Consider the following 16683-nt stretch of genomic DNA (forward strand, 5'->3'; position numbering starts at 1 on the left):
ACCGGCCTGCGCCCTACCACGTACGGCCCGCGTCGTAATGCGGCGTACCGCGGCTGGGCCGACACTGGCCGTAGTGCTCACGTCGAGCCGTACGAGGAGGCAGCGATGGGCTGGTTGTGGGCGATCATCGTGGGACTGGTACTCGGCCTGATCGCCAAGGCGATCATTCCGGGCAAGCAGCATGTGCCGCTGTGGCTGACCGTCATCCTGGGCATGATCGGCGCTATCGCCGGCAACGCCATCGCCCGGGCGGCCGGTGTCGACGCCACGGCCGGCATCGACTGGTGGCGGCACGTCTTCCAGCTGGTGATGGCGGTCATCCTCGTCGGTCTCGGCGACCGGGCCTGGACGGCGGCCAGGGGAAGCAGACGAAGGGCCTAACGGGGTGCACGGCCCCTAACGGGGTGCACGGCGAAGGGGGGCGGCCTCCGGCTTCGGAGACCGCCCCCCTTCCACGCGCTCAGCCGCTCGTGACCTCGACCGCCGCCAGATTCTTCTTGCCCCGGCGCAGCACCAGCCAGCGGCCGTGCAGCAGGTCCTCCTTGGCGGGGACGGCGTCCTCGCCGGCGACCTTGACGTTGTTGACGTACGCGCCGCCCTCCTTCACCGTGCGGCGCGCGGCCGACTTGCTGGCCACCAGGCCGACCTCGGCGAACAGGTCGACGACCGGACCGAGCTCGGCGACCTGGATGTGCGGCAGCTCCGACAGGGCCGCGGCCAGCGTCCTGTCGTCCAGCTCCGCCAGCTCGCCCTGCCCGAAGAGGGCCCTGGACGCGGCGATCACGGCGGCCGTCTGGTCGGCGCCGTGCACCAGCGTCGTCAGCTCCTCGGCCAGCGCGCGCTGCGCGGCCCGGGCCTGCGGACGCTCCTCCGTCTGCTTCTCCAGCTCCTCCAGCTCCTCGCGGGAACGGAAGGACAGGATGCGCATGTACCGGGAGATGTCCCGGTCGTCCACGTTCAGCCAGAACTGGTAGAACGCGTACGGCGTCGTCATCTCCGGGTCGAGCCAGACGGCGCCGCCCTCGGTCTTGCCGAACTTGGTGCCGTCCGCCTTGGTCATCAGCGGCGTCGCCAGCGCGTGCACGGTGGCGTCCGGCTCCAGCCGGTGGATCAGGTCCAGGCCGGCCGTCAGGTTGCCCCACTGGTCGCTGCCGCCCTGCTGGAGGGTGCAGCCGTAGCGCCGGTAGAGCTGGAGGAAGTCCATGCCCTGGAGGAGCTGGTAGCTGAACTCCGTGTAGCTGATGCCCTCGGAGGACTCCAGGCGGCGGGCCACCGAGTCCTTCGTCAGCATCTTGTTGACGCGGAAGTGCTTGCCGATGTCCCTCAGGAACTCGATCGCGGAGAGGTTCTGCGTCCAGTCGAGGTTGTTGACCATGACGGCCGCGTTCTCGCCCTCGAAGTCGAGGAAGGGCTCGATCTGGGCGCGCAGCTTGTCGACCCAGCCACCGACCGTCTCCGGGTCGTTCAGCGTGCGCTCCGCCGTCGGGCGCGGGTCGCCGATCAGGCCCGTGGCACCGCCGACCAGCGCCAGCGGACGGTGACCGGCCTGCTGGAGCCGGCGCACGGTGAGCACCTGCACCAGATGCCCCACGTGCAACGACGGCGCCGTCGGGTCGAAGCCGCAATAGAACGTGACGGGACCGTCCGCGAGCGCCTTGCGCAAAGCGTCCTCGTCAGTGGACAGGGCGAACAGCCCGCGCCACTTCAGCTCGTCGACGATGTCCGTCACGGTTCTCGTATCTCCTTGAGTGGGCTCGTAATCAGGTACGAGGTTATACGCCCTGGCTGACAGAGCTCATATTGAAGTCCGGCACCCTCAGGGCCGGCATCGCAGCCCTAGTGAACCAGTCGCTCCATTCCCTCGGCAGCGTCTTTTCCGTCCGCCCGGCCTCCGTGGCCCGCCCCAGCAGACCCACCGGCGACTCGTTGAACCGGAAGTTGTTCACCTCGCCCGTCACCTCGCCGTTCTCGACGAGGTAGACGCCGTCCCGGGTCAGACCCGTCAGCAGCAGCGTCGCCGGATCGACCTCGCGGATGTACCACAGGCAGGTCAGCAGCAGCCCGCGCTCGGTGTCCGCGACCATCTCGTCCAGGGAGCGGTCGGCACCGCCGTCGAGGATCAGGTTCTCGATGCCGGGCGCCACCGGCAGCCCGGTCAGGCCCGCGCTGTGGCGGCTGGTCGTCAGATGCCGCAGCTCGCCCTCGCGCATCCACTCGGTGGCCGCGAGCGGCAGCCCGTTGTCGAACACCGACTGGTCGCCGCCGGAGGAGTGCGCGATCACGAAGGGCGCGGACTCCAGGCCCGGCTCGTTCGGGTCGCTGCGCAGGGTCAGCGGCAGGTCGGTCAGCTTCTCGCCGACCCGCGTGCCCCCGCCCGGCTTGGAGAAGACCGTGCGGCCCTCGACCGCGTCCCGGCCCGAAGCCGACCACATCTGGTAGATGAGCAGGTCCGCAACGGCCGTCGGCGGCAGCAGCGTCTCGTAGCGTCCCGCGGGCAGCTCCACGCGCCGCTCGGCCCAGCCGAGGCGCACGGCCAGTTCGGCGTCCATGGCGGCCGGGTCGACGTCCTTGAAGTCCCGCGTGGAGCGCCCGGCCCACGCGGACCGGGTCCGGTCCGGGGACTTGGCGTTCAGCTCCAGCGTCCCGTTCGGCTGGTCGTGCCGCAGCCGCAGCCCCGTGGAGGTGCCCACGTACGACGACACCAGCTCGTGGTTGGCGAAGCCGTACAGCTCCCGGCCCCCGGCACGCGCGCGTGCGAAGGCCTCGCCGAGCGCCGGCGCGAAGTCGGCGAACACCGCCGAGGACGTCTCCGCGGGTGCCTCCGTGAACTCCGGCGACCGCGGCACACCGGTGACCAGCGGCTGCGCGTCCTCGGCGGGCCCGGCGCCGCGCGCGGCGGCCTCGGCGGCCCGCACCAGGGGCTCCAGCTCGTCGGCGGTCACGGCGGACCGGGACACGACCCCCGAGGCCGTGCCCTCCTTGCCGTCGACCGTGGCGACGACCGTGAGCGTCCGCCCACGGGTGACACCGTTCGTCGTCAGCGCGTTGCCCGCCCAGCGCAGGTTGGCGGTGGACCGCTCGTCGGCGATGACGACACAGCCGTCCGCCCGGGACAGTTCGAGGGCGCGCTCGACGACCTCGTGCGGCTTGCTGGTGTGCCCGCTCATCGACCGGCCTCCTGGGTCGTGTTCAGAATGTTGACGCCCTTGAAGAGGGCCGAGGGGCAGCCGTGCGACACGGCGGCGACCTGGCCCGGCTGGGCCTTGCCGCAGTTGAAGGCGCCGCCCAGCACATACGTCTGCGGGCCGCCCACCGCGGCCATCGAGCCCCAGAAGTCGGTGGTCGTCGCCTGGTAGGCCACGTCCCGCAGCTGACCGGTCAGCCGCCCGTTCTCGATGCGGTAGAAGCGCTGCCCGGTGAACTGGAAGTTGTACCGCTGCATGTCGATCGACCAGGACCGGTCCCCGACGACGTAGATGCCGCGCTCCACGCCCCCGATCAGGTCCTCGGTCGACATCCCGGCCGGGTCCGGCCGCAACGACACGTTGGCCATGCGCTGCACCGGCACGTGTCCGGGGGAGTCGGCGTAGGCGCACCCGTTGGACCGCTCGAAGCCGGTCAGCCTCGCGATCCGCCGGTCCAGCTGGTAGCCGACGAGCGTGCCGTTCTTCACCAGGTCCCAGGACTGCGCCTGGACGCCCTCGTCGTCGTAGCCGATCGTGGCGAGGCCGTGCTCGGCGGTGCGGTCGCCGGTGACGTTCATCAGCTCCGAGCCGTAGCGCAGCCTGCCCAGCTGGTCGAAGGTCGCGAAGGAGGTGCCGGCGTAGGCGGCCTCGTAGCCCAGCGCCCGGTCGAGCTCGGTGGCGTGCCCGATGGACTCGTGGATGGTCAGCCACAGGTTGGACGGGTCGACCACCAGGTCGTACAGGCCCGGCTCGACGCTCGGCGCGCGCATCTTCTCGGCGAGCAGCTCCGGGATCCGCTCCAGCTCGCCCTCCCAGTCCCAGCCGGTGCCTCGCAGGTACTCCCAGCCGCGTCCGGCGGGCGGCGCGAGCGTGCGCATCGAGTCGAACTCGCCGCTCGACTCGTCCACCGCCACGGCGTTGAACACCGGGTGCAGCCGCACCCGCTGCTGCGTGGTCACGGTCCCGGCGGTGTCGGCGTAGAACTTGTTCTCATGGACCGTGAGCAGCGAGGCGTCCACGTGGTCGACCCCGTCGGCCGCCAGCAGCCGTGCGCTCCACTCCGCGATCAGCCCGGCCTTCTCCTCGTCGGGCACGGTGAACGGATCGATCTCGTACGACGAGACCCACGTCTTCTCCGCGTGCACCGGCTCGTCGGCCAGCTCCACCCTCCCCCACTGCCCGAAAGGCGTGGGAGGTGCCCCCACGTCCGAACCGGCCGCCTTGATCACCTGCGCGGACAGCTTGGCCATGGCCACCGCCTGCCCGGCGACCTTGGCGGCGGCGTCCATGCTGAGATCGACGCCTGAGGCGAATCCCCAGGTGCCGCCGTGCACCACCCGCACCGCGTAGCCGAGGTCGGTGGTGTCCGACGACCCGGCGGGCTTGGCGTCCCGGAACCTCCAGGACGCGTTGCGCACCCGCTCGAACCGGAAGTCCGCGTGCTCGGCACCCAGCGCACGCGCGCGTGCCAGGGCCGCGTCGGCGAGGGCGCGTAGGGGGAGGGCCGTGAAGGCCTCGTCGATGGTATGAGGCACCGCCGTCTCTTTCTGTCGAGGTGACCGTGGTTGCCGTGCTCTGTGACTGCTCCGATCATGTCGCCCATCCCGCGCGCGGGCCATGAGTTTCCGAACCGGTGACCGGGGCTTTCTGTAGGGACCCGACAGTCAGTCCGGTACGCCACTGTCGGTGCCCGATTGTCCGCGGGCGTGCCGGGACCGATAGGTTTTCGGGGAAGCCGCCTGTCATCGTCGCCTGTCGTCCAGGCGCCCGGGCGGGGTATCAGACCGCTACCGAAAGGGTGATCCGTTGAGCCGCTCGGTTCTCGTCACCGGAGGCAACCGGGGCATCGGCCTCGCCATCGCCCGTGCTTTCGCCGATGCCGGCGACAAGGTCGCCATCACGTACCGCTCGGGTGAGCCGCCCGCCGCCCTGACAGATCTGGGCTGCCTGGCCGTCAAGTGCGACATCACCGACCCGGAGCAGGTGGAGCAGGCCTACAAGGAGATCGAGGAGAACCACGGCCCCGTCGAGGTCCTCGTCGCCAACGCCGGCATCACCAAGGACCAGCTCCTGATGCGCATGTCCGAGGAGGACTTCACCTCGGTCATCGACACGAACCTCACCGGCACCTTCCGCGTCGTCAAGCGCGCCAACCGCGGCATGCTGCGCGCCAAGAAGGGCCGCGTCGTCCTCATCTCGTCGGTGGTGGGTCTGTACGGCTCGCCGGGGCAGGCCAACTACGCCGCCTCCAAGGCCGCCCTGGTCGGCTTCGCGCGCTCCCTCGCCCGGGAACTGGGCTCGCGCAACATCACCTTCAACGTCGTCGCACCCGGCTTCGTCGACACCGACATGACCAAGGTGCTCACCGACGAGCAGCGTGCCGGCATCGTGTCGCAGGTGCCGCTCGGCCGGTACGCCCAGCCGGAGGAGATCGCCGCGACGGTGCGGTTCCTCGCCTCGGACGACGCCTCGTACATCACTGGAGCCGTCATCCCCGTTGACGGCGGACTGGGAATGGGTCACTGATCACCATGAGCGGAATTCTCGAGGGCAAGCGCGTCCTGATCACCGGTGTGCTGACGGAGGCCTCCATCGCCTTCCACGCCGCCAAGCTGGCCCAGGAGCAGGGCGCCGAGGTCATCCTCACGGCGTTCCCGCGGCCCACGCTGACCGAGCGCATCGCCAAGAAGCTGCCCAAGCCCGTCAAGGTCATCGAGCTCGACGTCACCAACGACGAGCACCTCGCGCGCCTGGCCGACATCGTCGGCGAGGAGCTCGGCGGCCTCGACGGTGTCGTGCACTCCATCGGCTTCGCCCCGCAGGACGCCCTCGGCGGCAACTTCCTCAACACGCCGTTCGAGTCGGTCGCCACGGCCATGCACGTCTCGGCGTACTCCCTGAAGTCGCTGACCATGGCCTGCCTGCCCCTGATGCAGAACGGCGGCTCCGTCGTCGGTCTGACCTTCGACGCGCAGTTCGCCTGGCCGCAGTACGACTGGATGGGCCCGGCCAAGGCCGCCCTGGAGGCCACCAGCCGCTACATGGCCCGTGACCTGGGCAAGCAGAACATCCGCTGCAACCTGGTCTCGGCCGGCCCGCTCGGCTCCATGGCCGCCAAGTCCATCCCGGGCTTCAGCGAGCTGGCCTCCGTGTGGGACTCCCGCTCCCCGCTGGAGTGGGACCTGAAGGACCCGGAGCCGGCCGGCCGCGGCATCGTCGCACTGCTGAGCGACTGGTTCCCGAAGACCACCGGCGAGATCATCCACGTGGACGGCGGTCTGCACGCCATCGGCGCCTGATCCGCCGTACGCCGTCGACGCCCCGTTCCCCGCACCGCGCGGGGAGCGGGGCGTCACCCGTTCGGCCCATCCGGCCGGGCGGGGGAGCGCTGCAACTGGGCACTCTGGAGTACGCGTTCACCACGCGATCCCCTCCCCAGCACGGCCGAGGAGGTCCCCTTGTGCGCTTGTCCCGCCGAACGGCCTCACTGTCCCTCGCCGTCGCTCTCGTGATGACCCTGGCGCACGAGGCGGTGCCCCACGCGCGCGTGCCCGCCGGAGACCAGGAGTCGGCGGAGCCGTTCGGCGCCGCCTGCCGGATCCGCGTCACCGGATCGACGGTGACCGCCCACTGCCACAACCCGTACCCGGAGACCGACCGCGTGAGCCTGCACGTCGAGTGCGCCCGCTGGTGGGACATCGACACCGACAGCTCCCCGGTCGAGGCCGGGCCCGCACAGACCGTGCGGCTGAGCGGACGCTGCTGGAAGGAAGTCGACGAGGTGTGGATCAGTCACCGGCGGGGGAACTGACCCCGCCCAGGCGGCACAGGAACGGATAGCGGGCGGCCTCCGCGGCCGCCTCCGCCGCGTCGCCGGCGCGGATCGCGTCCAGCAGCCGCCCGTGGTCCATGTACGTCTCCGGCGTCAGCTCCTCGCCGACGTCCTCGCGCAGCCAGTCCCGCAGCACCTCGCCCAGGTCCGCGTACATCGCGGTCATCACGTCGTTGTGGGAGGCGGACACCACCGCCAGGTGGAAGGTCGCGTCCGCGGTCACGAACGCCTCCGCGTCACCCGACTCCCACGCCTCCTCACGCCGCAGCAGCAGCGCGTCGAGCTGCTTGAGGTCCTTCTCCGTGCGCCGCTCGGCGGCCAGCCGGGCGGCGGCCGACTCCAGCGTGGAGCGCAGCTCGGCGATGTGCCGGGGGTCGGCGTCGGCGAACCGCCGCTGCATCACGCCCGCCAGCTCGCTCGTCGCCACGACGTACGTGCCGGAGCCCTGGCGGATGTCCAGCAGGCCGTTGTGTGAGAGCGCGCGGACGGCCTCACGGACCGTGTTGCGGGCGACACCCAGCTGCTCGACCAGCTCCGGCTCGGTCGGGATGCGGGAGCCGACCGGCCACTCGCCCGAGGTGATCTGGGCCCGCAGCGCGGCGATGACCTGCTCGGACAGCGCCGAACGACGGGGATGGCTCAGAGGCATGGCACACCTTCCCACGATCGGGGCGCCGGAGCGCAGCCGGGAACTGGACAGCCAATCATCCCATGATTCTATGATGGGCCTCATGGCTGTGGAGGAAACCCGGACGATGACGCCCCCGACCGTACGCGGCTCGGCCGCGCACGACGCCCGGGAACCGGGCGGGACGACCACGCGCGCGTGGACGATGCGACTGCTCGTCCTCGGCATCGTGCTGTCCGCGCTCAACCTCCGCCCCGCCATCACCAGCCTCGGCGCCCTCCTGGAAGAGGTCCGCGACGGGCTCGGCATGAGCGGCAGCGTGGCCGGGCTGCTCACGTCCGTGCCGCCGCTGTGCTTCGCCGTCTTCGGCGTCACGGCCCCGCGGCTCGCCCGCCGCTTCGGCGCGGGCGCCGTCGTGTGCGCCGGCATGGTCGCCATCGCCGCCGGCCTGCTGCTCCGGCCCTACACCGGCGGCACGGCCGGGTTCCTGGCCGCCAGCGCCCTCGCCCTCATGGGCATCGCCGTCAGCAACGTCCTGATGCCGGTCATCGTCAAGCACTGGTTCCCCGACCGCGTCGGCTCCATGACCGGCCTGTACTCGATGGCGCTCGCCCTGGGCACCTCGCTCGCGGCGGCGGTGACGGTGCCCCTCACCGACGCCCTCGGCGGGAGCTGGCAGTCGGGCCTGGCCCTGTGGGCGGGTCTGGCCGTGGCGGCGGTACTGCCGTGGCTGCCGTTCGTACGACGACGCGTGACGGCGCCCGGGGCCGGGGTCCGGGACGCTGCCGGGACAGCGACCGACGGGCGGTCCGCGACGCACGCGCAGGACTCCGCCGGGACGGAACCCGCGCGCGAGGAGCCGCCGACGCTGCGGATCACCCGGAGCCGTACCGCCTGGGCCCTGGCCGTCTTCTTCGGACTCCAGGCCACCGCCGCCTACATCACCATGGGCTGGATGGCGCAGATCTTCCGGGACGCCGGTGTGCCCGCCGGCACCGCGGGACTGCTGCTCGCGGTCACCATGGTCATGGGCGTACCCCTCGCCTTCGTCATACCGCGCCTGGCCACGCGACTGCCCCACCAGGGCCCGATCGTGCTCGCCCTGGGCGTCTGCGGCCTCGCCGGCTACGCCGGGCTGTACCTCGCGCCGGCTGCCGGAGCCTGGGCCTGGGCCCTGCTGATCGGCGTCGCCAACTGTGCCTTCCCGCTCGCCCTGACCATGGTCGGAATGCGGGCCAGGACCGGGCCGGGCGTCGCCCAGCTGTCGGCGTTCGCGCAGAGCACCGGCTACCTGATCTCCATCCCGGGCCCGCTCCTGGTGGGTGTCCTGTACCAGCACAGCGGAGGCTGGGGGCTGCCGATCGCGCTGATGAGCGCCCTGATGATCCCGCAGATGGTGGTCGGCTTCCTGGCGGGCCGCGACCGCACGGTGGAGGACGAGGCGGCCCGCTGAGCCCCCGCGGCCGACGCGGGTCCGTAGGGCCACCCCGGGGCGTCCGGCGCCCGGGGAGGGTGCGAGACTTGGCCCATGCCAGTGCTCGACCCGAATCCCCAGCACGGTCAGAAGAAGATGCTGCTCGTGTTCGGCGCCTTCTTCGCGATCTTCATCGTCATCGCCGTCATCGCGACGCTCGCCTCGCCCTGACCCGGCCCTGCCCGGCCCATGGTGGGGCTAGCCCCCTGTCCCCTAGGGGGCGAGGGTCAGGGTCAAGTGGGTGGATCACCGGATGGGGCGGCGGCAGCGGATTCCGTACCTTCGAGGTGTGGCCACGAATAGCGGGTCACCGACCGTCCGAAGAGCGGAGGCACGCATGTCGGCTCCCACGCACACCCGGCCCCACCCGGCGACCCGCGCCGGCGCCGACAGCCGGCTGCCCTGGTGGGCGCTCGCCCTGCCGATGCTCGCCTTCACCGCACTGCTCGCCCTGATCCTGAACCCGTCCGACGCCCACGCGGCCACCGGCGACCCCGCGCTCACGCACCTCTTCGAGCGGGCGCAGCAGCTGATAACCCGCTGAGCACGGCCGGATCCGCTGGTCAACTCCCTGCGCCCTGTGGCGTGTTTCATGCGAAGCTGGATCTCATGAGCGTCGCAGAACCCCGCAGGATTGTCCTCTTCCGCCATGCGAAAGCCGACTGGCCACAGGTGACCGATCACGAGCGCCCGCTCGCTGACCGGGGCCGAATGGACGCGGCGGAGGCCGGGCGCCGGCTCGCCGACACCGGCATCCCCTTCGACCTGGCCCTGTGCTCCACCGCGGTCCGGACCCGGGAGACCTGGAAGCTCGCCGTCCAGGAGTTCCCGCAGCGGCCGAAAACCGTCTACGAGGAGCGGATCTACGAGGCCTCGCCAGGCGAACTGATCGCCGTGCTCAACGAGACCCCCGACGACGCGCAGAACATCCTCATGATCGGCCACAACCCGGGCATCCAGGGCCTCGCCGACATCCTGGCGGGCTCGGCCGAGGGCGACGCCCGCGAGCGGATGGGCCGCCGCGGGTTCCCGGCCGCCGCCTTCGCCGTCCTGACCTACACCGGCGAGTGGAAGAGCCTGGAGCCGGGCGTGGCCACGCTGCGGGACTACTGGGCGCCCGCCGAGTGACCCCCTCCGCGTGACGAGGGGCCCGGCGCCGGTGCGGTGCCGGGCCCTTCCCGCTCGATTCAGACCGTGTCGACGGTGTCCGCCGCCTCGACCTCTTCGCGCGTGATGCCCAGCAGGTACAGGACCGTGTCCAGGAAGGGGAAGTTCACCGCGGTGTGCGCGGCCTGGCGCACCACCGGCTTGGCATTGAAGGCGACGCCCAGACCGGCCGCGTTCAGCATGTCGAGGTCGTTCGCCCCGTCACCGATCGCCACCGTCTGCGACAGCGGCACACCCGCCTCCGCGGCGAACCGGCGCAGCAGCCTGGCCTTGCCCGCGCGGTCGACGATCTCGCCGGTGACCTTGCCCGTCAGCCTGCCGTCGACGATCTCCAGCGTGTTGGCCTGGGCGAAGTCCAGCCCGAGCCGCTCCTTCAGATCGTCGGTGACCTGGGTGAACCCACCGGAGACGACGCCGACTTGGTAGCCGAGACGCTTCAGCGTACGGATCAGGGTGCGGGCGCCCGGCGTCAGCCGCACCTCGCTGCGCACCTTGTCCACGACCGAGGCGTCCAGTCCCTCCAGCAGCGCCACGCGCGCGTGCAGGGACTGCTCGAAGTCCAGTTCCCCGCGCATCGCGGCCGCCGTCACCTCGGCGACCTCGTCCTCGCAGCCGGCGTGCGCGGCGAACAGCTCGATGACCTCGTCCTGGATGAGCGTCGAGTCGACGTCCATGACGACCAGGCGCTGCGCGCGCCGGTGCAGACCGGCGGCGACGACCGCCACGTCGATGCCGAGCTTCGCCGCGTCGATCGCCAGGGCGGTGCGCAGCGGCTCGGTCTCCACGCCGGAGACGGCGAACTCGACGGCGGTCACGGGGTACTTGGCGAGCCGGAAGATACGGTCGATGTTTCCGCCGGTCTTCGTGATCCGCGCGGCGATCGCCGCCGTCGCCTCGGCGGTAAGCGGGTGCCCCAGCACGGTGACCAGCGAGCGGCCCAGGCCACGCGGCCGGTTGTCACCGAGGCCGGAGATGATCTCCGCCTGCATCTTCATCGACTCGGCCCAGCTGTGGACGGTCGCCCGCAGATCTCCCTCGAGCCCGGGGGGCGGCTCGGTCACGAGCGCGCACAGCACCATTCGGCCACGCGTGACGACCTGCTCGATGTCGACGACGTCGACGGAGTAGGCGGCGAGGGTGTCGAAGAGGCCGGCCGTGATGCCCGGCCTGTCCTTGCCGAAGATCTTCACAAGGAGGGTGGGGACGTCGGAGGACGAGGTCTGCGAAGCGCTCATGGTGGTTCCACCGTATCCGGCAGCCAGCGCATACCGCCCGTGAGGTCCGCCTGGCGGACAGCGAACACTGGGTGTCGCGCCGATGGCGTGAACCTTACGTACCGGTACGGCGTCCCCGTGCCTCCGGGATCACCTCCCGCCGCGTGGTTTCCGCGGCGGCGGGGGAGGGGGCGGCGGAGGCGGCGGCCCGTCGTCCGGCCGGGCCGGCGGCCCGTTCCCGCCCCTGGGCCCGGGCGGCTGCCGGGGACGACGCGGAGGCGGCCCGACCGGACGTGCCACGGTGGGTGCGCCGTAGATGTCGCCGGCGGCCGTGGGGTCGCCGGTCCGGGCGGAGTCATTGGCTTGCGCGGAGGCATTGGCTTGAGCGGAGTCACCGGCCCCCGCGGAGTCACCGGCCCCCGCGGAGTCACCGGCCCCCGCGGAGTCACCGGCCCCCGCGGAGTCGCCGGTCCGCGCGGAGCCACCGTCCCTCACGGAGCCACCGTCCCTCGCGAGGCCACCGCCCGGCCGCGCGGCATCCGAGGGCCTGGACACACCGGGGCGCGGAGCTTCGCCCGGCTGCCGGGGCCGGTCAGGGTCTTCGCCCGGCCGCGGGGGCCGGGCGTGCCGGGCGGCGCCGCCGGGGGGCCGTGCGTCCTCCGGCTCGCGCAGTTCCTCCGGCACCCGGAGGTACGGATTGGTGGCCGGGTTCGGCGGCCGGTGCGGCGCACCCGGCGCGTAGGGGCCGGGCTCCTCCCTGTGCGACGCCGGTGGGTTGCCCGATCCGGGCGAGGCCTGATGCGGCCCGGCGCCGATGCCGTAACCGGCGGGCCCTGCATCAGCCCTGAGCCCCACCCCCCGGGCCAACGGCGCCGCCGCCCGCCCCGCTGCCCCGCTCGCCCACGCCAGCAGCGCCCCGACGGCCCCGGCCCCCGCGCCCCACACCGCGCCCAGCAGCAGTGCCATGCCGAGGTGCCCTTGCAGTTCGATGCCCGCGCCGAACGCGTCGAAGCCGAGCACGGACAGGGACGCGGTCACGGACACCTCCGTCAGCCACGCCAGCAAGGGCAGGGCGAGCGCGGTCGCGATCCCCAGCCGCAGCGCACACCGCCCCGTGAAACCGAGGGCACCCGAACCCCGTACACCCGAGGCACTCCCGGAGCCCACAGCATCCCCGGAACTCTCTGAGCCCCATGAGCCCCCTGAGCCCTCAGAACCCCCGGAGCCCGTCGCCGCCGCCCGCCCCACCGCTCCTACCCCGCCGCCCCCGACCGGCGTCCGCGCCGCCGTCAGCACCCCGGCCAGCAGCATCATCAGGGCCGCCGCCACCCCGAGCAGCCACACCCGGCCGTCCAACTCGGCGAGTCGCCCCAGCGTCACGGGTTGGTCGGAGCCGACCGAGAGCAGGTCGTCCAGCGGGTCCGGCAGGAAGCGGGTCAGCTCCCCGGTCGCCCGCCCGTCCCACGGCACGAGCAGGCCGATCGGGATGCCCAGCCACACCCCGTTCGGCGCCCCGAGCAGCGCCGCCCCGGCGATGCGCCGCGGATGGTCGTCGCCGATCGCCGCGTACACCGCTGCGGCGAGCCCTGCCGCCACCGCCACCAGCAGCACGGTCACCACCGCGGACACGGCCGGCCGTACCACCTGGTGCACGGCTTCCCAGCCCCGCGGCAGCGGCGTGCGGCGCGAGGCCAGCAGAGCGATGACGAGGATCCCGGCCGACCAGCACAGCCCGCCGAGCAGTGTGGGCACGGTGTCGACCGTGAAACCGACCGAGGCCCGCGCGTCGACCAGATCGCCGAGCCGGTCCGGCAGCAGTCCCCCGAGGTCCCCCAGCCCCGGAACCTCGACGCCCCCGCCTCCTCCGGTCACGTCATCCAGCCCCAGCGCACCGCCGTCGATCGTGATGACGTCATGCCCCGCCCAGGCCAGCCCGCCCAGCATCGCCACGAACAGTGCGACCAACGCACCGACGCGCGCGAGGAGTTCGGCGGGCGATACCACAACTCCCGCCGCCCGCAGGGACCGTAGGAAGAAGTACGCCAGCAGCACCGCCCCGACCAGGCTCACGCCCAGTGGCGTGATCTCGATGGCCGTGTCCGCCTCGGCGCTCGTGAGGCCGAACGCCGACACGTCACCGGACGGCGTGACCGAACCCCCCGCGGCGAGAGCCACCACCGCCGCGGTCATCGGCCCCAACGAGCCCGCCGCGTCCGCCTCCAGCAGCCGCAGGCCCAACGCCGCCGTGCCCGCCATGCCGATCAACGCCCAGCTCACGGCGGCCACGGCGGACATCAGCACGTCCCCCCACGGCACGCGCGCGTCGTCCCTCGCCCCGCCCACACCTGTGGCACCACCCATGGCAGACCCCCCGATCCGCTGCGCGGCGGGGAACACCGCGCATGTCCCCCTCGCGTCGAAATACCACTCTCCGGCCCGTTTTCAACCCCGTCAACGGAATCGGCTGATGCGTCCGAACGCGGGCTTCACAAGGCCCGACTTTCGGTCAGGGGGCCGCTCCTGAAATAGTTCCCCCCGATGTTCGACATCCCTAGACTCCCCATGTCGGGGGATAACTCGGGGGACAACTCAGTGGGGCATGGAGTGCCGGAACTCGTACTGGAATCAAACGGACGTACCTGGACGCTCGATCCGTCCAGGGCATACACCCTCGGACGTGATCCGCAGGGGGACGTCGTCTTCGACGACGCCAGGGTCTCCTGGCGCCACGCCACGGTCAGCTTCAACGGCCGCAGTTGGGTCATCGAGGACCACGGCAGCACCAACGGCACGTTCGTGCAGGGGCAGCGGATCCATCACATGGAGCTCGGCCCCGGCTCGGCCGTCAACCTGGGCAACGCGACCGACGGACCGCGCCTGAACCTCTCCGGCGCCGCGGCCTCCGTCGCAACGCCCCAGGCCCAGCCCCAGCAGCAGCCGTACGCCGCGCAGGGCGCGAACCCCGGCTGGGCGCAGCAGGCCCCCGCCCAGCAGGCGCAGCAACAGGCGCCCCACCAGCAGGCGGCACCGCAGCAGCAGGCCCCGCAGGCCGGCTGGCAGCAGCCGCAGCAGTCGCAACAGCCCGCGGCGCACATCCCGCAGCAGCAGGGCCCCGGCGGTGTCGCGGGGGCACCGCCGGTCTACGGCGACCGCAGCCCGACCACGTTCCACCAGTTCTCGCTCGGCCGCGTGATGCGCATCGGTCGTGCCCTGGAGAACGAACTGGTCGTCTCCGACCTCCAGGTCTCGCGGCACCACGCCGAGTTCCACGCCATGCCCGACGGGCGCATGGAGATCCGCGACCTCGGCTCGCACAACGGCACGTACGTCAACGGCCAGCCGATCCCCAAGGGTGGCTCGCAGCTGCTCGGTCCGAGCGACGTCGTCGGCGTCGGCCACTCGACGTTCCGGATCGTCGGCGACCGGCTGGAGGAGTTCGTCGACACCGGTGAGGTGTCCTTCTCCGCGCGCCACCTGACCGTCACGGTCGACGGCGGCAAGCAGATCCTCAAGGACGTCTCCTTCGGCGTCCCGGAGAAGTCGCTGATCGCGGTCATCGGCCCGTCCGGTTCCGGCAAGTCGACCCTGCTCAAGGCGCTGACCGGCTACCGGCCGGCCAACCAGGGCGAGGTGCTGTACGACAACCGCAACCTCTACAAGCAGTTCGCCGAACTGCGCCAGCGCATCGGTCTGGTCCCGCAGGACGACATCCTGCACAAGGAGCTGACCGTCAAGAAGGCCCTGAAGTACGCGGCCAAGCTCCGCTTCCCGGCCGACACCACCGGCGCCGAGCGCGAGGCCCGCATCGACGAGGTGCTGCGCGAGCTGAAGCTCGACATCCACAAGGACAAGAAGGTCACCTCCCTCTCCGGCGGCCAGCGCAAGCGCGTCTCGGTCGCCCTGGAGCTGCTCACCAAGCCGTCGCTGATCTTCCTGGACGAGCCGACCTCCGGCCTCGACCCGGGCATGGACCGCGACGTCATGCAGCTGCTGCGCGGCCTCGCCGACGACGGGCGCACGGTCCTCGTCGTCACCCACTCCGTGGCCGAGCTGGCCCTGTGCGACAAGCTCCTGGTGATGGCGCCCGGCGGTTCCGTGGCCTACTTCGGCCCGCCGGAGGAGGCGCTGAACTTCTTCGGCTACGACACCTGGGCCGACGTCTTCTCCGCCTTCGAGAACTACCGCGACTACGACTGGGCGGGCCGCTGGAAGGGCTCGCAGCACTACCAGATGTACGCCGCGGACATCGACGCCGTCGCGCCGCAGTCCGTACAGGTTCCGCCGATGCAGGCGATGAAGCCGCCGAAGCCGCAGGGCTGGATGTCCCAGTTCGTCACGCTCGTCCGGCGGTACGTCTCGGTGATCGCGTCCGACAAGGGCTTCCTGGCGCTGATGGTGATCCTGCCGGCCGTGCTCGGTGCGGTGAGCCTGCTCATCGACCCCGACCGGGGCCTGCTGCCGAACCCGGAGAACCCGCAGACCGGCCGGATCATCCCCAACGGCACGGCCACCACGGTCCTGTTGATCCTCGCGGTCGGCGCCTGCTTCGCCGGCGCGGCGAACTCCGTCCGCGAGCTGATCAAGGAACGGGTCATCTACGAGCGGGAGCGCGCGACCGGCCTGTCCCGCTCGGCGTACCTGATGTCGAAGGTGTTCGTGCTCGGCATGATCACCGTGCTGCAGGGCCTGCTGGTCGGGGTCATCGGCTTCTCCAGCCGGGAGATCCCGGAGGAGGGGCTCGTCCTCGGCAGCGCGACCCTCGTCGAGCTCTCCATCCCGATCATGGCGCTGGGCTTCACGTCGATGATGTTCGGCCTGATCATCTCGTCGCTGGTGAAGACCGCCGAGAAGACCATGCCGCTGCTGGTGATGTTCGCGATCATCCAGGTCGTCTTCACGGGCTGCCTGTTCACACTGCACGGCTCGATCGGCGTCAACCAGTTCTCGTTCCTGATGCCGTCGCGCTGGGCGGTCGCCGCGTCCGGTGCCACGCTGGACTTCAACAAGATCAGTCCGCCCGAGACGGCCGGCGACAACGACCCGCTGTGGGAGCACACGGTCGGGGCCTGGGCCATGGACATGGGCGCGCTCCTGGCGCTCGGCGTGATCTGCGGCTTCTTCGTGGCCCGCTTCCTGCGCCGCCACGAGCCCGAGGTCATGCGCAAGTAGTCACCAGTCCACCG

Annotated in this window: 15 protein-coding genes; 9 read left to right on the forward strand and 6 right to left on the reverse strand. The window is 71.6% G+C overall.

The window, feature by feature from the left end; all coding sequences use genetic code 11:
* Nucleotides 1-105 precede the first annotated feature (105 nt).
* Complete coding sequence (locus ACSUPV_RS31900) at nt 106-381, forward strand: GlsB/YeaQ/YmgE family stress response membrane protein (protein WP_031118946.1); 276 nt, start codon at nt 106-108, stop codon at nt 379-381.
* A 79-nt stretch (nt 382-460) separates the two neighbouring features.
* On the opposite strand, the gene tyrS is transcribed toward ACSUPV_RS31900, so the two are convergent.
* From tyrS to ACSUPV_RS31915, 3 genes are read right to left on the reverse strand one after another with little or no spacing between them, the layout of a single operon-like run.
* Nucleotides 461-1729, reverse strand: a complete 1269-nt coding sequence (tyrS, locus tag ACSUPV_RS31905) for a tyrosine--tRNA ligase (RefSeq protein WP_031118947.1) — start codon at nt 1727-1729, stop codon at nt 461-463.
* Nucleotides 1730-1772: 43 nt separating this feature from the next.
* The gene (locus ACSUPV_RS31910; RefSeq protein WP_436949039.1) at nt 1773-3167 is read right to left on the reverse strand and encodes a metallopeptidase TldD-related protein; all 1395 of its coding nucleotides are present in this window, start codon (nt 3165-3167) and stop codon (nt 1773-1775) included.
* Nucleotides 3164-4720 carry a TldD/PmbA family protein gene (locus ACSUPV_RS31915; protein WP_031118949.1) on the reverse strand — a complete coding sequence of 519 codons (1557 nt, stop codon included), beginning with the start codon at nt 4718-4720 and terminating at the stop codon, nt 3164-3166. Before ACSUPV_RS31915 ends, ACSUPV_RS31910 begins: the two co-directional genes overlap by 4 nt.
* A 271-nt stretch (nt 4721-4991) precedes the next feature.
* Between ACSUPV_RS31915 and fabG the strand changes: the two genes are divergently transcribed.
* From fabG to ACSUPV_RS31930, 3 genes are all read left to right on the forward strand, one after another.
* Nucleotides 4992-5711 carry a 3-oxoacyl-[acyl-carrier-protein] reductase gene (gene fabG, locus ACSUPV_RS31920; protein ID WP_031118950.1) on the forward strand — a complete coding sequence of 240 codons (720 nt, stop codon included), beginning with the start codon at nt 4992-4994 and terminating at the stop codon, nt 5709-5711.
* A gap of 5 nt (nt 5712-5716) precedes the next feature.
* Nucleotides 5717-6484 (forward strand): enoyl-ACP reductase FabI, encoded by a 768-nt coding sequence (fabI, locus tag ACSUPV_RS31925; protein WP_031118951.1) that lies wholly within the window; start codon nt 5717-5719, stop codon nt 6482-6484.
* 161 nt (nt 6485-6645) lie between these two features.
* Complete coding sequence (locus tag ACSUPV_RS31930; protein WP_037770295.1) at nt 6646-6996, forward strand: hypothetical protein; 351 nt, start codon at nt 6646-6648, stop codon at nt 6994-6996.
* On the opposite strand, the gene ACSUPV_RS31935 is transcribed toward ACSUPV_RS31930, so the two are convergent.
* On the reverse strand, nt 6974-7666 hold the full coding sequence (locus tag ACSUPV_RS31935; protein ID WP_031118953.1) for a FadR/GntR family transcriptional regulator: 693 nt from the start codon (nt 7664-7666) through the stop codon (nt 6974-6976). The genes ACSUPV_RS31930 and ACSUPV_RS31935 overlap by 23 nt on opposite strands.
* Before the next feature lie 70 nt (nt 7667-7736).
* On the opposite strand from ACSUPV_RS31935, the gene ACSUPV_RS31940 reads away from it, so the two are divergent.
* From ACSUPV_RS31940 to ACSUPV_RS31955, 4 genes are all read left to right on the forward strand, one after another.
* A complete protein-coding gene (locus ACSUPV_RS31940) occupies nt 7737-9098 on the forward strand; it encodes a CynX/NimT family MFS transporter (protein ID WP_359791802.1) in 1362 nt (453 codons plus the stop codon).
* A gap of 75 nt (nt 9099-9173) precedes the next feature.
* On the forward strand, nt 9174-9290 hold the full coding sequence (locus ACSUPV_RS31945) for an SGM_5486 family transporter-associated protein (RefSeq protein WP_104779641.1): 117 nt from the start codon (nt 9174-9176) through the stop codon (nt 9288-9290).
* A gap of 166 nt (nt 9291-9456) precedes the next feature.
* Nucleotides 9457-9663: a hypothetical protein gene (locus ACSUPV_RS31950; RefSeq protein ID WP_031118956.1), complete on the forward strand. Its 207-nt coding sequence runs from the start codon at nt 9457-9459 to the stop codon at nt 9661-9663.
* A 65-nt stretch (nt 9664-9728) separates the two neighbouring features.
* Nucleotides 9729-10247, forward strand: coding sequence for a SixA phosphatase family protein (locus tag ACSUPV_RS31955; RefSeq protein ID WP_031118957.1), 519 nt, complete (start codon nt 9729-9731; stop codon nt 10245-10247).
* 59 nt (nt 10248-10306) lie between these two features.
* Here ACSUPV_RS31955 and serB read toward each other — a convergent pair whose 3' ends face one another.
* Nucleotides 10307-11521 carry a phosphoserine phosphatase SerB gene (gene serB, locus ACSUPV_RS31960; RefSeq protein WP_031118958.1) on the reverse strand — a complete coding sequence of 405 codons (1215 nt, stop codon included), beginning with the start codon at nt 11519-11521 and terminating at the stop codon, nt 10307-10309.
* Between the two features lie 129 nt (nt 11522-11650).
* Complete coding sequence (locus ACSUPV_RS31965; RefSeq protein WP_436949040.1) at nt 11651-13861, reverse strand: streptophobe family protein; 2211 nt, start codon at nt 13859-13861, stop codon at nt 11651-11653.
* Between the two features lie 243 nt (nt 13862-14104).
* Between ACSUPV_RS31965 and ACSUPV_RS31970 the strand changes: the two genes are divergently transcribed.
* Nucleotides 14105-16669: an FHA domain-containing protein gene (locus tag ACSUPV_RS31970; RefSeq protein WP_436949041.1), complete on the forward strand. Its 2565-nt coding sequence runs from the start codon at nt 14105-14107 to the stop codon at nt 16667-16669.
* Nucleotides 16670-16683: the final 14 nt, after the last annotated feature.

The sequence above is a fragment of the Streptomyces sp. SudanB52_2052 genome (assembly GCF_964272415.1).
Lineage (GTDB): Bacteria > Actinomycetota > Actinomycetes > Streptomycetales > Streptomycetaceae > Streptomyces > Streptomyces olindensis.

What these genes read in the sequence shown, in the direction of transcription:
- ACSUPV_RS31910 (WP_436949039.1), bottom strand. Translation starts at nt 3,167, where the DNA reads ATGAGCGGGCACACCAGCAAGCCGCACGAGGTCGTCGAGCGCGCCCTC.
- ACSUPV_RS31935 (WP_031118953.1), bottom strand. Translation starts at nt 7,666, where the DNA reads ATGCCTCTGAGCCATCCCCGTCGTTCGGCGCTGTCCGAGCAGGTCATC.
- ACSUPV_RS31965 (WP_436949040.1), bottom strand. Translation starts at nt 13,861, where the DNA reads ATGGGTGGTGCCACAGGTGTGGGCGGGGCGAGGGACGACGCGCGCGTG.
- ACSUPV_RS31950 (WP_031118956.1), top strand. Translation starts at nt 9,457, where the DNA reads ATGTCGGCTCCCACGCACACCCGGCCCCACCCGGCGACCCGCGCCGGC.
- ACSUPV_RS31900 (WP_031118946.1), top strand. Translation starts at nt 106, where the DNA reads ATGGGCTGGTTGTGGGCGATCATCGTGGGACTGGTACTCGGCCTGATC.
- ACSUPV_RS31955 (WP_031118957.1), top strand. Translation starts at nt 9,729, where the DNA reads ATGAGCGTCGCAGAACCCCGCAGGATTGTCCTCTTCCGCCATGCGAAA.
- fabI (WP_031118951.1), top strand. Translation starts at nt 5,717, where the DNA reads ATGAGCGGAATTCTCGAGGGCAAGCGCGTCCTGATCACCGGTGTGCTG.
- ACSUPV_RS31945 (WP_104779641.1), top strand. Translation starts at nt 9,174, where the DNA reads ATGCCAGTGCTCGACCCGAATCCCCAGCACGGTCAGAAGAAGATGCTG.
- ACSUPV_RS31940 (WP_359791802.1), top strand. Translation starts at nt 7,737, where the DNA reads ATGATGGGCCTCATGGCTGTGGAGGAAACCCGGACGATGACGCCCCCG.
- serB (WP_031118958.1), bottom strand. Translation starts at nt 11,521, where the DNA reads ATGAGCGCTTCGCAGACCTCGTCCTCCGACGTCCCCACCCTCCTTGTG.